Annotated in this window: 10 protein-coding genes; 4 read left to right on the top strand and 6 right to left on the bottom strand. The window is 36.3% G+C overall.

What is annotated here, in order from left to right; translation table 11 throughout:
- Positions 1-49 precede the first annotated feature (49 nt).
- Together recU and EKM66_RS09245 are read left to right on the top strand one after the other, a co-directional pair.
- Positions 50-679 carry a Holliday junction resolvase RecU gene (gene recU / locus EKM66_RS09250; RefSeq protein ID WP_125763886.1) on the top strand — a complete coding sequence of 210 codons (630 nt, stop codon included), beginning with the start codon at positions 50-52 and terminating at the stop codon, positions 677-679.
- The gene (locus EKM66_RS09245) at positions 676-3,141 is read left to right on the top strand and encodes a transglycosylase domain-containing protein (RefSeq protein WP_125763885.1); all 2,466 of its coding nucleotides are present in this window, start codon (positions 676-678) and stop codon (positions 3,139-3,141) included. The genes recU and EKM66_RS09245 overlap by 4 nt, the downstream gene beginning before the upstream one ends.
- A gap of 42 nt (positions 3,142-3,183) precedes the next feature.
- Here the strand turns inward: EKM66_RS09245 and EKM66_RS09240 are convergent, their stop codons facing one another.
- The 6 genes from EKM66_RS09240 to EKM66_RS09215 all read right to left on the bottom strand — a co-directional run bounded on the left by EKM66_RS09240 (position 3,184) and on the right by EKM66_RS09215 (position 15,544).
- Positions 3,184-3,837 carry an endonuclease III domain-containing protein gene (locus EKM66_RS09240; RefSeq protein ID WP_125763883.1) on the bottom strand — a complete coding sequence of 218 codons (654 nt, stop codon included), beginning with the start codon at positions 3,835-3,837 and terminating at the stop codon, positions 3,184-3,186.
- Complete coding sequence (locus EKM66_RS09235) at positions 3,837-4,460, bottom strand: DnaD domain protein (protein WP_125763881.1); 624 nt, start codon at positions 4,458-4,460, stop codon at positions 3,837-3,839. The genes EKM66_RS09240 and EKM66_RS09235 overlap by 1 nt, the downstream gene beginning before the upstream one ends.
- Before the next feature lie 585 nt (positions 4,461-5,045).
- Positions 5,046-5,525, bottom strand: a complete 480-nt coding sequence (locus EKM66_RS09230) for a cell wall elongation regulator TseB-like domain-containing protein (RefSeq protein ID WP_125763879.1) — start codon at positions 5,523-5,525, stop codon at positions 5,046-5,048.
- 62 nt (positions 5,526-5,587) lie between these two features.
- On the bottom strand, positions 5,588-8,392 hold the full coding sequence (locus EKM66_RS09225) for a helicase C-terminal domain-containing protein (RefSeq protein WP_125763877.1): 2,805 nt from the start codon (positions 8,390-8,392) through the stop codon (positions 5,588-5,590).
- Positions 8,393-8,409: 17 nt separating this feature from the next.
- Entirely contained in the window at positions 8,410-12,039 is a 3,630-nt protein-coding gene (gene addA, locus EKM66_RS09220) for a helicase-exonuclease AddAB subunit AddA (protein WP_125763875.1), read from the bottom strand.
- Positions 12,032-15,544, bottom strand: a complete 3,513-nt coding sequence (locus EKM66_RS09215; RefSeq protein WP_164505107.1) for a PD-(D/E)XK nuclease family protein — start codon at positions 15,542-15,544, stop codon at positions 12,032-12,034. The genes addA and EKM66_RS09215 overlap by 8 nt, the downstream gene beginning before the upstream one ends.
- A gap of 112 nt (positions 15,545-15,656) precedes the next feature.
- Between EKM66_RS09215 and mvk the strand changes: the two genes are divergently transcribed.
- Positions 15,657-16,607: a mevalonate kinase gene (gene mvk, locus EKM66_RS09210; RefSeq protein ID WP_125763871.1), complete on the top strand. Its 951-nt coding sequence runs from the start codon at positions 15,657-15,659 to the stop codon at positions 16,605-16,607.
- Entirely contained in the window at positions 16,600-17,565 is a 966-nt protein-coding gene (gene mvaD, locus EKM66_RS09205; protein WP_125763869.1) for a diphosphomevalonate decarboxylase, read from the top strand. Before mvk ends, mvaD begins: the two co-directional genes overlap by 8 nt.
- The last annotated feature ends 14 nt before the right edge of the window (positions 17,566-17,579 follow it).

Here is a 17,579-nt window from a genome sequence, read left to right as displayed (position 1 = left end):
TCTATAATTCACACCACCATGGTATAATGCACAAGTAGGAGCTGATATTTTGAAAATTAATTACCCTGATGGACGGACTTTTAATAATCCTTCATCAAAGAAACTCTCTGTTGACACTTCCGCCAAGAAAAAGATGATCTTTGGCGATCGTGGTATGACATTAGAGGAAGAAATAAATGAAAGTAACAAATATTACCGCAGTCACGATGTTGCTGTCATTTACAAAAAACCAACGCCTATTCAAATAGTCAAAGTAGATTATCCTAAAAGAAGCCGCGCAGTAATAAAAGAAGCTTATTTTAGTAAAGCATCCACGACCGACTATAACGGTATCTACAATGGATATTACGTTGATTTTGAAGCCAAGGAAACAAAGCACAAAAATACTTTTCCATTAAAAAACTTTCACCAACACCAAATTGATCACCTGAAAGCATGTGAGAAACAAGGTGGGATCTGCTTTGTCATCATCAAATATGTTGCTCTGAAAAGGTATTTTATTATGCCGGCAGACAATCTGTTTGAATATTGGGACGGACAAAGAAATGATGGTCCAAAGTCAATCCAGCTTAAGCAAATTGTTGACTGTTCCATTGAAGTCAGCCCTGACTATAACCCTACTTTACCCTATATTAACGCTGTTAAACAGCTTATAGAAAGTGGGAGGGAGAAAAAATGAGTAAAAACAAAAAGAAGACTCCTTCAACATCCAGAACCATTGCTAAGTCAATTTTTAAATGGATACTAGCAATAATCGGAGTACTAGCAGCACTTTTCATCGGTGTTTTCGCATACTACGCTATGAGTGCACCAGCTGTTAGCCAAGAAAACTTACAAAGCGGTGGTTCATCGACCATCGTTGATACAAATGGGAAAACAATTGCATCTTTAGGGGCTAACGAAAGAAATTACGTAACAATCGATAAAGTTCCCCAAAGAGTTCAAGATGCTGTTATTTCTATTGAAGATAAAAACTTCTACAATGAACCACTTGGTATCGATCCTGTCAGAATCGTCAAATCGGCCGTAACTAATGTGACTCAAGGCACTTTGCAAGGTGCAAGTACCTTGACTCAACAATTGATAAAATTGACTGTTTTCTCAACTGATGCAAAGGATCAAACTTTTAAACGTAAAATGCAAGAAGCTTATCTTGCCATGAGAGTTAGTCAAAAATTCTCTAAACAACAAATTCTAGAATTTTATTTGAACAAGGAATACTTTAATAACGGTATTGGTGGTATCAAAACCGCATCTAAATACTATTATGGCAAATCACTTGGTCAATTGACAATTGCTCAGACCGCCCTTCTTGCTGGTATTCCAAACGCACCAAGTAATTATGATCCATATGTTCACCCAGATGCAGCCAGAAATCGTCGTAACCTAGTTATACAAGCTATGTATGATAATAACAAAATAACTAAGGCACAAGAAACTGAAGCACTAGACACACCTATCGACGACGGCTTGCAACCTTACAAAAAAGTAAGCAATAGTAATGATACAAAACGTATTGTTTCTGATCCTTACATTAAAGAAGCAATTACTGAAGTTAAGAAAAAAGGTTTCGATCCTTATCGTGATAATCTAAAGATTACCGTAAACATGGATTACAGTGCTCAAAAGAAACTTTACAACATTGTTAATTCAGGTACGGTAGCCTTCCAAGACTCCAAAGAGCAAGTCGGTGCAACCATCGTTGATCCTAACAATGGTAAGGTTATCGCCATGATTGGTGGTAGAAACCTATCCAATATCCAATTTGGATTAAATCGTGCCGTTCAAACCTCTCGTAGTAATGGATCAACTATGAAACCAATACTTGATTATGGACCAGCAATCGAATATCTCAATTGGTCAACATATCATCAAGTTGAAGATACCGCTTATACATATGCCGGTACCGATATTGAGTTAAAAGATTGGGACGAACAATACGAAGGCCAAATGAGTATGCGTGAAGCCCTAGTCAATTCAAGAAATATTCCAGCCATTCGCACATTAGATGACGTTGGACTTTCTAAGGCAAAAGTATTCGCAAATAAACTGGGCATGAATCTTAAAGATAGTGATCCATTGAGTACTGGTATCGGCGCTGAGGCTTCAACTTTACAAGGAGCATCTGCCTATGCAGCCTTTTCAAATGGTGGTACATATTACAAACCAACCTATGTTTCAAAAATTGAAACAGCCGATGGCATCACCCACAGATATAATTCAGATGGTAAACGTGTAATGAAATCTTCAACCGCATATATGATTACGGATATGCTTAAGGGAGTACCTTCTGAATACGCTACTTACGCTGATATTTCTGGATTACATCAAGCTGGTAAAACAGGTACTACTAATTACACTTCTGAAGCAATTGCCTCAAATTCTGCCCTTAGTGGAACTGCTAAAGATGCTTGGTATAACGGATTTACAAAGAATTACTCAATGAGTGTTTGGACTGGATACGACTCCCCTAACTCAAGCGGTATCGCAATGACTTACCAGAGTGTACCCGGAAAAATCTATAAAGCCATGTTGGAATACATGCAAGACAGATCAGACAGTACTAATCCAAACTGGAAGAAACCAAGTTCTGTAGTAAGATTGAATATCTTGAATAACGGAGCAACCTCACCAACAGTAGCACCTTCATCAAGTGGAGCTACAAGTGAGTTATTCGTTAAGGGATATGCACCAAATAATCCTTACAAGGGAACTGAAAGTGCTTCATCGAGTTCAAATAGCACTTCTGAATCAAGCAGTAATGACGCTACAACTACTAGACCATCAAGTAGCACATCTGAATCAACTGATGATGATAACGATACGAGCTCGGATGATTCTACTACAGGCACTGGTACAACTGGAAACGACAGTAATACCACGACCGATAACAATAGTAATGGTGGTACAACATCAAATAACAACAATAACAGTAATGCTGGTAATAACGGTAATACTGGAAACACTGGAAATAATACTAATACAGGAAACAACACCGGAAACACCGGAAACACTGGAAATAATACTAATACTGGCGGAAATGACAGCAACGGTGGCACTACTGGTGATAACTCCGGTTCTCAAAACGGAACGACCCAAGGTGGTTCTACACAAGGTAGTTCAACAAATAGTTCCAACTAAAAAAGATCGAAACCAATTTTAAAAACTGGTTTCGATCTTTTTTTACTCAAATTCTGCTTCGTTCTCTTCATTCAATTTGTCACAGTCAATAATCAATTGACATATTTCTTTGTCAGGAGCCAATTTCATTGAATACTTACGTCCATACTCAATCATCGTATGATGAGCTCTATGGAGCTCTTCTGACTTCATAACACCTACAATTTTGTTCTCGACTTGTAATGGTGTAGCCTTCTGATCTACAAAGTGTAATCTCTTAGAAATTGCGGATACGTGAGTATCAACCGCAAATGTTGGCTCATTGAATACATCACTCAAAACAACATTTGCCGTTTTTCTACCTGCACCAGGTAATGCCATGATCCCTGCTCTATCGGTTGGCACAACATCATTCAATTCCTCATGAACTATTTTAGCTGTCTTGATAATATTACGAGCTTTGTTATGAAATAATCCAACACTCTTAATTATCTGTTCAACATCTTCAACATTCGCATTCATCAAATCCTTAGGATCAGGATATTTCGCAAATAAAATAGGTGTGACTTTATTGACAGATACGTCTGTAGCTTGTGCGCTCAAAATGACTGACACAAGGTATTGAAAAGGTGTCCTAGAATCCAATGACGGTCCAACCGGACCGATATCTTCTTCCATTTGTTTGATTGCCCATACAATCTGATCATCTTTTAACATTAGTAACCCAGCTTTCTTCTTCTTTCTTGGAGTTGTTCCGCTGACTTAATATTACTCTTTTCCCAACTTATAAGGATCCTATCCATGTATTTCATCGAATATGCTTGATTCAAAATAGCTTCTCTAAGAGCCAATTCAATCAATTCAATTGAATAGTGATCATCGTCGATCCATTGATGTACTTGATCTTGTTCAATTGGAGAAATTGGACGACCAAATTCCACCTCAATTTTTTTGAATAATTCCTCAGTATCAGACATCAATTTAGATTTTTGATTTGATTCTGTCTCTTGCTTCAATAGAACTTGGAGACGTTTAAAAATCGGTGTTAGTTCATATATGTCACGTTGTTGGTGATGCTCGATAACCGTTTTCAGTTCAATTATCCCTAATTTAATCAAGCCTTGAATAATAGTATAGATAGTTGCTTCGTCCATACCAGTGTCTTCAGCAAGATTAGAAGCCATTGGAAATTGAATTCCTTTTTGAGCATACATTGATAATTCTAAATAGATTATCAAATCTTTTTCTGTCATGCCTAATTTACTATAGTTCTGCAAAACTAAATTACTTAAACTGGTACTTCCACTAGACAAAAATTGTTCAAATGTAGTTTCGTCCATTAATTTCACTTCTTTCAAAAATCTTATTAAATGTTTGTGGTTGTTATTATTGTTGCTTCCGATTATAAAATATTTTACCTGCTGCGGGGAACGGCTTCAGCCTGAAAGACGGTCTGAAGTCTCGCTTTGAAGCTTTGCTTCGCAAATCTCCAAAGTCGTCCCGTGCCGTAAGAACGGAAAATCACCGTCCTAACGCCACCTTCACAGCTGATAAAATATTTTATAATCTCCAGCGCAAATTCATTAAATACAAGTCAGTATGTATTCTCAAACAGATTAATATTTACTTAAAAATAGAATAACAATTTACCTATCCTTCAAGTACAGCTTCAAGCCAATACTACTAATCCGGAGATTGAGAGTGATTGAACCAGCAGTGGCAGTGGTGTTGAACGGTGTTTTTCCGTTCTTACAGCACAGGACATCTTTTGAAATCTGCGGGTTACGCGGAGTTCAAAAGTGAGATTTCAGACCTCGGCTGAAATCGGTCCGCACAGCAGGTTCGATTACTTTCAATCGGAGGCAACAAAACAACTAATAAAAAAGAACGCTATTTGCCAAGTAAATAACGTACTGATTTAATTTCTAAATATTGTTAATAATTTGAATGCTCTTGCCCGAACGAAAATCAACTAAGTTATAGCCAATCATACCCTTCTTATTCTTGAAGGCTACTTCCCAAGTAGGTTTACCTTTATACATACCAAGATTAATGTGCAATATCTTAGTAGCACTATATCGATCGGCAACTCCTTGGACTACATTCTTACGAACAGGTGCATCATTTAAATCAACAGTTTTGGTTTTACCACTTTTAGCATCAATGATAACGTAGCGATATTTATTGTTCTTAGTCAGACCACCAACTGAATAATACTGCTTTTTGCGAGTGAAATTGCCAAAATAATCATCTTGAACAATACCCGCTTTTTCTTTTGCAATATCATTTGCCTGTGACTTCGCACTCGAATTGGGAGATGCAGAAAGACTCACGAACGTCAACGCTGAAACGATCACCAACGCAACAATGGATATAGCCAATAAAATTTTTGTGCTTCTATTCATAATTTTTCCTTTACCTTAGTTAACTGAAATAATACAGCAACAATAGTATATCAACTTTTCATCTAATTCAAAAATTCATTTATATCTTTCTTAATCAAATCGATGTTTTCATTGATAAGCGGTAATCCTTTTGGCAACGAATTAAGAATTTCTTTTCCATAATTCTTTGTCAAAATACGATTGTCCAACAATAAAATTACACCTTTATCCTCTGGACTTCTAACCAATCGGCCCAGGCCCTGACGTAATTGCAATATCGCTTTAGGCAATGCATCAGCCTTAAAAATATTCAAACCACGCTCACGCAGAATATCTTGTCTAATTTTTACGTCAGGTTGTTCTGGTGATTCAAATGGGATTCTGGTTACGATTAGGATCTCTAGCATCTTGTTAGGGAAATCGACCCCTTCCCAGAAAGAATTGGCGCCAAGAAGAACAGATCTCTTGCCAATGGCAAAGCGTTTCTTGATTTTCTCATTCGTGCCAGTGACCCCTTGAGCTAGGATCTCCCACTTTTCTTTAACATCAGTATCCATTAATCGTTCATATACTTTGCTTAAAGTATTCAATGAATTAAATAAGATCATTGTCTGACGATCCATATTGTCCAAAACTTCAACAATATAACGAGTGATCATGTCAAAGTATTCATCATTATCTAATGTAGCGATATCAGGAATATCATCAGGCAAATAAATCTTGGCATTTTTTGCCATGTTATTTGAGTCAGGCAAAATCTTCATCTGATTGATTTGTTCTTCATCTAATTGAAGATCCATTATGAAGTGTGAAAAATCCTTCTGAATGGTAATTGCGGCACCGATAGCAACAATTTGACTGAATCTGTCAGTAACCTGATCAATCAAACTCTTAATATTAAATTGCCGCCAACTGATCTTCATTGTATTCGGTTCATAATAATCACGCATTTCAATTTGAAGTCCAAATTCACTCTTTGCACCTTGCAGCGATTGCAAAAGCTCATCCAAATTACCCAATGTCCCACGTAATTTACTATTTTCAATAATCAAATTAGAAATGACCTTGGATAATTCGACTGATATGAAATTCTTCTGGAAATTATATTGATCAAATAAAGTATCTATTCGATTAACTATCAACGACAACTCAACTATCAAGTCTGATAATAAATCAACCAGTTCAGAGTTATCTTGTCCGAAATTCTGTTGACTATCGATAATTGAGACAAACTGTTCTCTGTCTTTGAAAGAAACATTATCTTGAACATAATTCTCAAAAATATTGAATTCAAGTCGCTGCATCAATTCATCGACTGCTTGAAAGTGGTTTTCCATATCTTGAAGATCCTGGTAGTTCCACAATTGTGTAGTTACTTCAGTGAATGCATACCGTAGAGTAACTCTGTTTTGATAAAGAATATCACTGATCTTTCTGACATATTCATTCAACCTCAGAAAATCGACATTTGGTGAGGCAACATCCCTCAAGCCATTTGCGAAGTGATTAGCCTCGTCAACAACTAAGTATGAATTTCCACCCCAAATACTACTATCAAGGTTTCTCGCCAAATATGACTGATTAGTCACCAAAATAAGCGACTCCTGATAACGATTCTGTTGATATGCCCAGAAATCATCTTGACTAAACAAAGTATTACTCTTCTGTTCACCTCGATGTCTGATAATTGTAAACAAGGGACTGTTGTAATTGGTCAAATGTAATTCACTCAAATCACCAGTCGTAGTCATCGTTAACCAAACAATAATCTTCATTTTTAAAATTGCTGTATGGCTATGCATCTTATAATTGTCCAAAGCCTCATAAAATCTGTCTAAGTCAATGAAGTTATAACTGCTTTTGACAACTTCAGCATGATAACTGTTACCAGTAACCTGATTCAATAACGGTATCGATTGCTCGATAATTTGTTGCTGCAAAACCTTAGTTGTGGTCGCAATCACTAATTTTTGATTATTATTTACAACATATGACAGTGGTAACAAATAACCTAATGTCTTACCGGAACCAGTTGGAGCTTCAATCAGATTCCATTTTTTATGTTTATTTCGATGTTGACTAGTTTGGTAGATATCGTCCATCAACTTTGCCTGATTTTTACGATAATCAAGAATACCCTTCAACTTGTCCTGTTTCTCTTTTTTTGTCTCTGGATATTTCGAACTATTATCGATCTTTTCAGCAATATGGAAGTCTTTTTTACGCAAAATCAGTCCATTTTTCTCGTACAGATAATCAGGAAGAATATTATTTTTACTCTCAATTTCATCTCTGACGATCTTAAATACCAAGTTTGTTTCACGAAGAGTATCTTTTCCGAAATCAGCTAATAACTTCAACGTTTGAATAGGCAACTGTTGAAGTCGTTTAATGATTATCAAAAATAATTTAGCCGTTACCAAGGCATCACTATCGGCACTGTGTGGATTATCATGCTGGATACTCAAATATCCTGTCAGATCCTGCAGTTTGTAACTACTGATAGTTGGAAATAAAATTTGTGACAACTCAACTGTATCAATTGCTTTGATATTTAGTTCATTCATACCGATTCGACTAAATTCTCGATTAAGAAAGGTCAAGTCAAAATTTACATTGTGAGCAATAAACACTTTGTTTTTGAGTAATTTAAAAATCTTTGGTGCCATTTCTTCAAAAGTTGGCGAATCCTTAACATCTTCATCGCTCAATCCTGTTAGAGCTGTAATTCTACTTGGAATTGGCACCTCTGGATTGATTTTTTGATTGTAGATCTTAACGATTTTACCGTCTTCAATAAGTGCACAGCCAAATTGAATAATACGCCCGTTGTCATGCCAGTTAGCATTGGTTGTCTCGAGATCGACAACAGCGTAGGAATTTTTCAATATAGTTCACCACTAATCTAGTTATTATTTTTACTTAAATTTACTGCTTGATTAATTTTCAAAAAGTATAGATATTTTTCTTTAACAGGCTTATGACGAATAACAGAAATCGCCTGAGCATATAAATTCAACTGACCAGAATAATTATCAATCTTTTGGTTAATATTCTCTGAATTAACATCATCAGTTTTGTAGTCAAAGAGAATTATACTGTCCTCTAATTCAATCACTCCATCAATGATACCATGAACCAAAATCTTATCATCATCATAATCACTATTTCTTGAATTTTTAAATAACCTTTTTGCTGGCATCAAAACAGAAAATGGAAATTCACGAGAAACATTATCATAATGATCAACAATTGTCGCACCCAATTCACTTTGATAGAAGTTGGCCAAACTCTTTAAATCGATTCTTTTAGCTACTTGATCAGTTATCGTTCCTTCATTGACAGCAACATCCAATAGCTTTTCAAAAGACTCTTTCGTAGGAACACTACTGATATCAATTTTTTGCAGCAACAAGTGCGTGGCACTACCTACTTCAGCTGAAGAGACATTTTTTGTTTCATTTAAGAATTTCGGTTTAGCAAAACTTTCTTTGATGTACTTTCCTTTATCTGACAACAGATCAGTTCCCATATTATCATCATCGGGATCTGAGAATAGTCCTTTGATATCTGACACAGATTGATAAGCGGTTGTTTCGACAGCTTCTTGATGCTGATATTTAAAGTTAAGAATATGGTCAACGGCGTCTTTGAATCGTTTTGATACCTCTTGTGACTCAACTTCTTTAGTATCGTTATCAGAAGTAATTGTCGGATTATCAGTTTCATTGACAATTCGTAAAGTAACATGTGCTGCATCATTTGTGTAGTCATCAGCATTTTGCACTCTATCATTAATATTCAAAGTACTCATTCCAATTAAATTCTGATAACTCTTTGCGCCTAATCTAGAGGCTTCATCTATTACACCATTATCTTGAACAGAGATTTGATCCCACTTATTGAGCAACTTATCAGTATCTTTTTCAAACCCAATCATGATCAATTTCTGTTTAGCACGAGTCAAGGCAACGTATAGTAGTCGCATTTCTTCGGAAACTGTGGCTACTTTTTTCTTGTCCGCAATCAACGCACGTTGAATTGAATGAACTGCAACTCTTGTTTCAGTATTCAAAACGGTTATTCCTAACCCTAGATCAACATCAAATAAAGTATCACCCGTATAATCCATATCATTGAAGCCATGACTAATATCTAGGAACAACACAATTGGAAATTCCAAACCTTTACTAGCATGGACCGTCATAACTTTAACAGTATCATCAACGGCTTCAACACTATTAGGCTGAGAAAGGTCTTTATCCATTTTTTCCATTCGCTGGATAAAATCAATAAATTGATGTAGACCCTTTAAATTTGTCTCTTCATATGAGCTAGCTCGCTGATACAAAGCATGTAGATTAGCTGCACGTTGCTTACCACCAGGCATCCCTGATACATACTCCAACAATCCAGTCTCTTGATAAATCTTCCAAATCAATCTGGCAATACTATTTTTATTAGAAAAGTCACGATACGTCTCTAACTGAATGAAGAACGTCTTGATCTTATTGACAAGCGATACATCAGATGACTCTTGAGCAAGATAAGCCTCCATCGCAGTCAAATAATCATCTGACTTATCGGCGAGACGAATCTGTGCTAAATCTTCTTCGTTTAATCCAACGATTGGCGAACGTAAAACAGCAACCAATGGAATATCTTGACGTGGATTATCAACGATTTGAAGCATCGCCATCATAATCTGTAATTCCGTTGTTTGGAAATAATTCTGGGCGTCAGTGACCATCAATGGAATTTCAGCTTTGGCAAAGTACGAGATCAAGTCAGTATTGTTATTTTTAGTCCGAGAAAGAATAGCAATATCAGAATATTTTATATCTCTGGTAATTTGACGCTTATTATCAAATATTTGAAACTTGGATTCAATTAAGTCCTTGATACGCTTTGCCGCAAACTCAATTTGACTCTGACGCTTAGTCACGGCATTCACATTTTCATCGCGACTCAAGACATACATTTCGTTACTTGTATCAACATCACTAGAAAAGTTAGTTCCCTCAATCAATTTAGAATTCTCATCATAGTCAATATCACCGATGCTTTTATCAAATATCTTTGTAAAAATTGCATTGACAAAATCATCAACAGACCCCGACGACCTGAAGTTCATCGATAAATTGATCAGTTCATCAGGATTATCATCTTTTTGGAACTCTTCATACTTATGGGCAAAGATATACGGTGCAGCCTGTCTGAATCCGTAAATAGATTGCTTAATGTCACCTACCATGAAGATATGATTATCATCATTGGATAATAGTTGAATGATATTTTCTTGCATGGCATTAACATCCTGATATTCATCGATCATGATTTCGTGAAATTTGTTCTGATAATAATTAAGGGCAACCATACGGTCATCAACACTAGAAGATAGGATCTGAACAGCTTTATGTTCCAAATCATTGAAATCAAGAGCGTGATTATCAAGTTTTATTTTGGAGAATTCCTTCATAAAACGATGCTCAACTTCAACAAGTTTAGTAATCAACTTGGAAGCATTCTTCATTGTCGTAATCGTATCTTCCTCAGTCTGCAAGAAGAAGTTATTGATGATATCCGTTGATAATTGCTTGGATAAGGCCGTCTTTGTGGCTTGAATAGACTCTAGAACACTAGTATCCATACCCTCTTTATCTGTGGCTTTAATGGCCTTGGCGCGCTTCATTTTGACATTTAATACTCTTTGACGAAGCTCATCATACGATAATTCACTGATATCCTCTTGAATTGATTTCAATTGAGCAATTAAGTCTTCAAATATCGGTACAAAACTAGCGGCCAATTGATCATCGGCTGCTAAATTAATGGTAGCTTGTGCAGTATCAATGACTTGTTCAAGTGTCTTGGTGAATTGGGGAATGAATAGTTTTTGATAGAATTCAGATTGATTCAGTGGTTCAGAAACTTGATAATCCTTGCTTAATCCGTCCAACCATTCATCCGTCTTGGCATTGGTAATGGCAAAATTATAAAGTCTAAAAATTGCGTCCACTAATCCATCGTCACTACGATCATTGGAAAAGTTCTCAGTTAAATCTAAGAAGTCTTCATCGTCTTTCTCATAGTAATAATTTCTAACATTATCAAATGCCTGTTCTTGAATCATTGATCTTTCAGTATCATCGCTTAACAATCTGAAATTAGGATCAAGATCGATCACATAATAGAATTTCTTAATAATACTCAGACAAAAGGCATGCAGCGTACTGATATTAGCAGCTGGTACTTTGAATATCTGTTCTTGAAGGTGGCGTTTTAAATCATGATCAATTGTCTTGTCACTTGTCAGTTCCTTAATTCTAGCAACAAGTCGATCCTTCATTTCCATCGCTGCAGCATCAGTAAATGTTGCAACAAGCAGATTATCGACATTTTCGCCCTGCTTCAGCATTTCAATAATTCGTTCAATCAGAATTGTCGTCTTACCAGAACCAGCTGCCGCAGATACCAATATGTCATGTCCATGATGGAAAATAGCTTTTTTTTGATCATCTGTCCACTCAGGCATTTTCTTGATCTCCTTCCAAAACATTTTCAATTTGTTTTAATACATCAATTTTTTTGTAATTAATTATTTCATGATAGTCATTTTCCGGTAGCATCGCATCAAATTCAAAAATTGATCGATAATCACTGAATTCTAGTCCCGTCTTCAATTGATGATCACGGAATGGATTAAGGCTTATTTGTCCGGAATAGATTTTCTCTCCAGCCTTAGTAATAAGGTGGCGATTGTAGTTAAGAATCCTAAACAAATCATTTTCACTTACAACGCTCTCCGGTGCAGCTTCTAATCCATGTGCTTTAGTAATTTTGATAGGTACGATTGGAGAACTACCATTAACTAACTTCGTATCAAGATTCTTGAGCAACAATTCATCGTCCAGTACCAAACCCTTGAGCTTAAATTTGCCTAATAAGTCTTCGTCTCTCAGACCTTTTTTGGTTAGAATCAACTTAGGATTTTGGATATGTGAATAGAACGCTCCAGCAATCTTGGCATTATCGTCAGTAGTCAGCAGATCTTTATTTTCGACCAAACTTTGAAGATATGTTGGCATCTGCATAGTGATACCTTCCAAAAAGTCTGAAAAGACAAAGTCACGGTCACTTGATTTGTAATCAACCACTGCCAAATAATCAGTGTTACCTAGTTTTAATTCATCAATTCGATCGATTTTCCCACGAACATTGATCCAATGCTTATCGAGAACCTTTAAAGCAATTCCTGGTAAATTCCCTTTGCCGTTAATACGACCAAAAGTAACCTCACTAGCTCTAGGAACGAATTCATTACGGGAAAGTTGTCGTTTTATCGCCATAACTAATTGACGTAAAGTCTTTTCGACCTGGCGCGCAATAAATTCCATTCTGGCAGACGACAAGAAAATTTTGTTTTCAGGGTAACTGATTTTCTCTTTAAAAATATCCCTGACCACTTTATCAAGTTGCTCCTCAGTCATGTCCTGTATTCTTACTTGTTTTTCATTAGTATATTTAACCAATCCATCAAGTACAGCATGGAATAACGAACCTGTTTGTGCAGGTGAAATCTCAAACATCTGCCTTGGTTGTAAACGCAAGCCGTACTTTAAGAAATATTCGTATTCATTCTTATAGAATGTTTCCAAACGTGAAATAGAAACATTCATATTGTCGCCATATAATTGTTCAACCGTGTCGGCACGAAGATCCGTTGGAATATTCTTATAGTCTAATGAACTCAATGCAAAGTTAGTCTGTTGCGGATTCTCGTTGGTCAAAGTAGCACGAACATACTTCCATGGTGCGGACAAATCAGACTTATTATCTTGGGCCGACCTAGACACACGTATCAAATAGTTAAGACTAGAAGTCTTTGAACCAATATATTGTAGGATTTGATTCTCCTGAGTATCACTTGAATCAGGATTCAATAGCACGTTTTGTGCCGTTAAATCAAAATACTTCATGATTCGTGTTACATAACTGGATAACTCTTGTTGTTTGTTGTCATCAGTAAAGTTAGGATAAGTGAATATCAAACGCTGCTTAGGCGTGGTAAAAATCACATCGTGCAAGAATGGCTCGGCGTTATTCGTCACCTCATCTGAATCTTTCAAGTATTTATCATCACCCAAACCATTAGAAATAGCTTGACGTTCATCATCAGTGATAATGTCATTCGATACAGATGTTCCCGGCATATTATTGACAGTTGCACCAATGATAATAACAACTTTTCTATCATCTGGTTGAATCATCCCTATTTCAGAAATACTTACAGCATCTAATGTCGATGGGACTTGAGAATAATTGGCGCTCTCGAAGGCTGCATCCATGATTTGAATAAATGAATCAGGTTCGAATTTGTCATCTTTGAAGACTGAAACGTATTCATCAAGAATTTCATTAAATTTACTGACAACTTGATCAGGTTGATCTGCGGATGATAAGTCGTTTTGCTCAATAGCTTGTTTCTGCCAATCAACTAAACGTGCAAAGACGCCATACTTATCTAGAAATGAATACAAGAACGTCACACCTTCAACTGTTGTATGTTCCTTTTTGAAGAAATTATCTAGCTCGTTAAAGATTCGCGCAATATAGGCTTTGATCACATTCATCATTGCAAATCCTTTGAGCTTTTCTTTATCTACCTCTTCATCTAGTTCAGCGTTTGGCTTGAAATCATCCCCCAGCCAATTACGCTTAGTCGTTCCTTGTGCCAAAGTGTAATTCTCAGTTAAATCAACCGCTGTACGGAATGCATTAATGTCACTATCCTTGAATTCTTCTGGTATCAGCAATTCTGTCCTTAATAAAGCAATAACATCTGAACTCTGCAAGCCATGATTGAGTACGTCAAATAACAAATCTACTGTCTTCTTGAAGGGATGATCAGTCATTTTGTTTTGAAGGTCAATAAAGTATGGTACTTCACTGTTCTCCATAAATGATTCAATAAATGAACCATACTGACTCAAGTCTCTAGTTAGTATCAAAAAGTCCTTGTATCTATAGCCCTGTGTCGCAACTAGATTCCTAATATAAGTACTGGCTGAAGAAATCTCAGTCTGCTTATTAGTGCATTTCCAAATTTGGATTGAATTCTTATTGTCCAGTTTGGCAGCAACCTGATTGCCATATCCGCTAGATTGAATCCAATAATCTTCTAAGTTAGCAATGTCTTGCGAAACTCTTAATGAATCAGCTAGTTTGTCGTGTCGAGCAATCTGATTGGACTTAGCAATTTCATTCAATTGATTATACGTACGCAGTGGTCGTAGATAAAAGTCCGATTCATTGCCTTCATTTGAAGCCTGAATATCCATCGCAAATGAAATATCAACTGTACTGCCATTCAAAATCATTGATCTAACTAGATTCAATTCTTCAGCGGTAAATGATGAGAATCCAGAAATGTAAAAATGATAGTCTTTTGAATGAAGATCTTCATCTAGGAATTGGCTTAATGCGTCCAATTCAAAAGTATTGGTAGCTAACCCTTCGATCTGTTTGTAATAGTCGTTATAGATAATATTCATTTCAGCAATTTTATCAGTGAACAAATCAGGATTATCCTGGCTCAAGACCGCATCCAAGTCATCAGGTTCAACTTTACCGTTTAACAGCTCAGTAAATTGACTAGACAACTGGTCTATGAATCCTGGCTTTCCGACCATACCTGAGAATATCTTTAATTCGGACTTATGTTGTAAAATAATATTGCGCAATAACATAGCCGATTTAGTTTCCGTTAAGGATTCAGTGTTATAAATACTCTGACCACGTAAAAAATACCAGGCCAAACGAGAGAATGAAAATATCTGGACATTACTTGTCGCAATCAATTCATCCGAATCATTGCCGAGATATTTCAAAATATTAATTTCAGATTCAAATTTAATATGATTAGGAACAAGAAAGAAGAACTTTCCGTTCGGATCATTTTGGTAGTCCTTTTGGAACAAGTCCATCATTTTCTTCTGATGATCAAGTTGATTTTTACCAAGTACAAAATTTAAAGTCATAAGTGATTTATCCTCCTGATGAAAAAATTCTATCATAAGTTATTTAATGAAAGTGGAAATCAGACCGCGAGATGTATAAAATATAAGTTTAGAGAAAGATAGGTGGAATATAATGCTTAAAGGAATCGGAAAGAGTCACGGGAAAACAATTATTATGGGAGAGCACGCAGTAGTTTACGGCTACCCTTCCATAGCATTTCCGCTCGTCAGTATACCTGTGATAGTTCGTATTAAAGAACATCCAGAGAACACTTTGTCGTCAAAATATTTTGTTGGAAAGATATCTGAACTCCCAGATTCGCTATCTGGTGTTAAATATTTGATCAACCTCTTAGATGATCGACTCAATACTGAACACGTTAAATACGCTATTAATATAGATAGCAGCTTGCCAATCGAACGTGGATTGGGTTCATCAGCCGCAATTGGTACTGCAATAACTAGAGCATTTTTCGACTTCTTTAAGATACCACTTGATAACGACACATTATTACATTACGTAAACAAATCTGAAACTGTTACACATGGTAAGGCAAGTGGCTTAGACGCTTTAACAGTTATTTCTAATTCTCCTGTTAACTATAGCAAAAAAGAACCAGTTAATTACTTCAACTTTGAGTCTGATGGCTTCTTAGTTATCGCTGACTCAGGTGTCAAAGGAAAGACCAAAGAAACCGTTTCTGATGTTAAAAAAATGTACGATCAAGATCCACATGCAACTGGAGATATTTTGAAGCAGCTTGGTCAGTGTGCTAAACAAACTAAACTAGCATTAAATGGAAACCATCTGAAGACTTTGGGTAAAACATTCAACCAAGCTAACGACTTATTGTCACAATTAAACCTGGCAATTCCCAAAACTGACAAGATGATTGAATCAGCTAACAGTGCTGGTGCTCTTGGAAGTAAAATCACCGGCGGTGGCCGTGGCGGATGCATTATTTGTCTGGCTAGAAATTTGACTAACGCTGAAATGATCCAACGTGCACTGGTCAAGGCCGGTGCAGAACAAACGTGGCTCCAACCACTTTCAATTTATGCGGAGGAATCTGACGTTGACTAAAACAGCTCGTGCTTACACTAATATTGCATTGATAAAATACTGGGGTAAAAAAGATAAACAGCTTAAACTTCCCTATACAAATAGTCTTTCATTAACACTTGATCGATTCTATACCGACACTAAGTCAGAAATAACTGATAGTAATCAAGACGAGATTCACTTAAATGGAAAGTTTTTGAACGACCAACAAAGTATGCGAATCAGGAATTATCTTGATGTCGTTAGAAAAAATTATAACTTCTCAGAACACTTATCAATAAATTCCGTTAATCATGTACCAACTTCGGCAGGATTTGCATCAAGTGCTTCAGGATTCGCCGCTTTGGCAGCATCGATCAATCAAACTATGAATTTAAATCTTGATAATAAAGAATTATCTATCTTAGCTAGAAAGGGCTCTGGATCAGCCACACGCTCCATTTATGGTGGTTTCGTTGAATGGGTATCTGGTGATAGCAATGATACTTCTTTTGCAGTTCCTATTGATGAACACCCCGATATTGATTTATCATTATTATCTGTTGTCATAAGTCAAGACACAAAAAAGGTTTCTTCGACTTCCGGAATGGAAAGTAGTGTAAAAACCTCCCCTTTTTATGAAAATTGGGTTACACTTGTGTCTTCAGAGATAAACGAAATTAAGCAAGCAATTGCTAAAAAAGATGTAGAAAAGATTGGTGAGTTATCGGAACACAATGCAATGAGTATGCATGCATTGACACTTTCAGCCAGCCCCTCATTTACGTACTTTGTGCCTGAGACCTTAATGGTAATACAACTAGTTAAGGAATTACGTGCAAAGGGCATTTTTGCCTACGTAACAATTGATGCTGGTCCGAATGTAAAAGTTATTTGTACAAAAGAATCAACGCCAGTTGTCCAAAAGTACATTAAAGATAACCTGCCTACTGTCACCACAGTTGTCGCAAACATCGGTAATGGTATACAATACATCTGATATTTATATTGAAA

The organism is Companilactobacillus hulinensis, from assembly GCF_003946555.1.
Taxonomy (GTDB): Bacteria; Bacillota; Bacilli; order Lactobacillales; family Lactobacillaceae; genus Companilactobacillus; species Companilactobacillus hulinensis.
Note: the sequence above shows the minus strand (reverse complement) of the source record. Positions and strands in the feature narration are given on the sequence as shown.

What these genes read in the sequence shown, in the direction of transcription:
- EKM66_RS09245 (WP_125763885.1), top strand. Translation starts at nt 676, where the DNA reads ATGAGTAAAAACAAAAAGAAGACTCCTTCAACATCCAGAACCATTGCT.
- EKM66_RS09240 (WP_125763883.1), bottom strand. Translation starts at nt 3,837, where the DNA reads ATGTTAAAAGATGATCAGATTGTATGGGCAATCAAACAAATGGAAGAA.
- EKM66_RS09235 (WP_125763881.1), bottom strand. Translation starts at nt 4,460, where the DNA reads ATGGACGAAACTACATTTGAACAATTTTTGTCTAGTGGAAGTACCAGT.
- EKM66_RS09230 (WP_125763879.1), bottom strand. Translation starts at nt 5,525, where the DNA reads ATGAATAGAAGCACAAAAATTTTATTGGCTATATCCATTGTTGCGTTG.
- addA (WP_125763875.1), bottom strand. Translation starts at nt 12,039, where the DNA reads ATGCCTGAGTGGACAGATGATCAAAAAAAAGCTATTTTCCATCATGGA.
- EKM66_RS09215 (WP_164505107.1), bottom strand. Translation starts at nt 15,544, where the DNA reads ATGACTTTAAATTTTGTACTTGGTAAAAATCAACTTGATCATCAGAAG.
- mvk (WP_125763871.1), top strand. Translation starts at nt 15,657, where the DNA reads ATGCTTAAAGGAATCGGAAAGAGTCACGGGAAAACAATTATTATGGGA.